This is a genomic window from Nocardiopsis eucommiae, from assembly GCF_965344335.1.
Classification (GTDB): Bacteria; Actinomycetota; Actinomycetes; order Streptosporangiales; family Streptosporangiaceae; genus Nocardiopsis; species Nocardiopsis eucommiae.
In genome coordinates this window covers 1-1,861 of the sequence record NZ_CBDRIY010000075.1, presented here as the reverse complement: position 1 = coordinate 1,861, position 1,861 = coordinate 1, and the positions used below count along the sequence as shown (strand labels likewise).

1 rRNA gene is annotated in these 1,861 nt (G+C 56.6%); it reads right to left on the bottom strand.

What is annotated here, in order from left to right:
- Positions 1 to 38: 38 nt before the first annotated feature.
- Positions 39 to 1,861 (bottom strand): 23S ribosomal RNA (locus ACRWK8_RS26560); the annotation flags it as partial.

Below are 1,861 nucleotides of genomic sequence, written 5' to 3'. Positions count from 1 at the left end.
TCCGTGAAAAAGTGTGCGCGAACATCCAATTATCTGCAGCGGACAAGCCCTCGACCTATTAGTACCGGTCAGCTCCACCCCTCACAAGGCTTCCACACCCGGCCTATCAACCCTGTCGTCTACAGGGAGTCTTACCCTCTCAAGGAGGCAGGAGACCTCATCTCGAAGCAAGCTTCCCGCTTAGATGCTTTCAGCGGTTATCTCTCCCGAACGTAGCCAACCAGCCATGCCCTTGGCAGGACAACTGGCACACCAGAGGTTCGTCCGTCCCGGTCCTCTCGTACTAGGGACAGCCCTTCTCAAGTCTCCAACGCGCACAGCGGATAGGGACCGAACTGTCTCACGACGTTCTAAACCCAGCTCGCGTGCCGCTTTAATGGGCGAACAGCCCAACCCTTGGGACCAACTCCAGCCCCAGGATGCGACGAGCCGACATCGAGGTGCCAAACCATCCCGTCGATATGGACTCTTGGGGAAGATCAGCCTGTTATCCCCGGGGTACCTTTTAGCCGTTGAGCGACACCGCTTCCACACGCCGGTGCCGGATCACTAGTCCCAGCTTTCGCTCCTGCTCGACACGTCCGTCTCACAGTCAAGCTCCCTTGTGCACTTACACTCAACACCTGATTACCAACCAGGCTGAGGGAACCTTTGGGCGCCTCCGTTACTCTTTGGGAGGCAACCGCCCCAGTTAAACTACCCACCAGACACTGTCCCCGAACCGGATCACGGTCCAAAGTTAGATGCCCGAAACAGTCAGAGTGGTATTTCACCAACGCCTCCACCGCCACTAGCGTGACAGTCTCACAGGCTCCCACCTATCCTACACAAACCATCCCAAACACCAATGTCAAGCTATAGTGAAGGTCCCGGGGTCTTTCCGTCCTGCTGCGCGAAACGAGCATCTTTACTCGTAGTGCAATTTCACCGGGCCCATGGTTGAGACAGTGGGGAAGTCGTTACGCCATTCGTGCAGGTCGGAACTTACCCGACAAGGAATTTCGCTACCTTAGGATGGTTATAGTTACCACCGCCGTTTACTGGCGCTTAGATTCCTAGCTTCGCAGGCCGAAACCCACTAACCAGTCCTCTTAACGTTCCAGCACCGGGCAGGCGTCAGTCCGTATACAGCGTCTTACGACTTCGCACGGACCTGTGTTTTTAATAAACAGTCGCTTCCCCCCGCTATCTGCGACCCCACCCAGCTCAGGCCGTAAAGACCGTCACCAGACAGGGCTCCCCTTCTCCCAAAGTTACGGGGACAATTTGCCGAGTTCCTTAACCATGGTTCACCCGAACGCCTCGGTATTCTCTACCTGACCACCTGCGTCGGTTTAGGGTACTGGCCACACACGAACTCGCTAGAGGCTTTTCTCGACAGCATGGGATCACTCACTTCACCAAAAACGGCTCGGCATCACGTCTCAACCTTCATGAGAGGCGGATTTGCCTACCCCTCGGCCTACACGCTTACCCCCGGACAACCACCGCCGGGTAGAGCTACCCTCCTGCGTCACCCCATCACTTACCTACTACAAGCTCGGGTCCCAGACCAGTTCAGAGGCACTCCCCGAAGGGACCACCAAGAACCAGCGTGGTTAGCATCACCTGATTCGATACTGGACGCTCGTGCACGGGTACGGGAATATCAACCCGTTATCCATCGACTACGCCTGTCGGCCTCGCCTTAGGTCCAGACTCACCCTGGGCGGATTAACCTGCCCCAGGAACCCTTAGTCAATCGGCGGCAACGTTTCTCACGTTGCTTTCGCTACTCATGCCTGCATTCTCACTCGCACACCCTCCACCACTCGATCACTCGGCAGCTTCACTGGATGCACGACGCTCCCCTACCAACCCA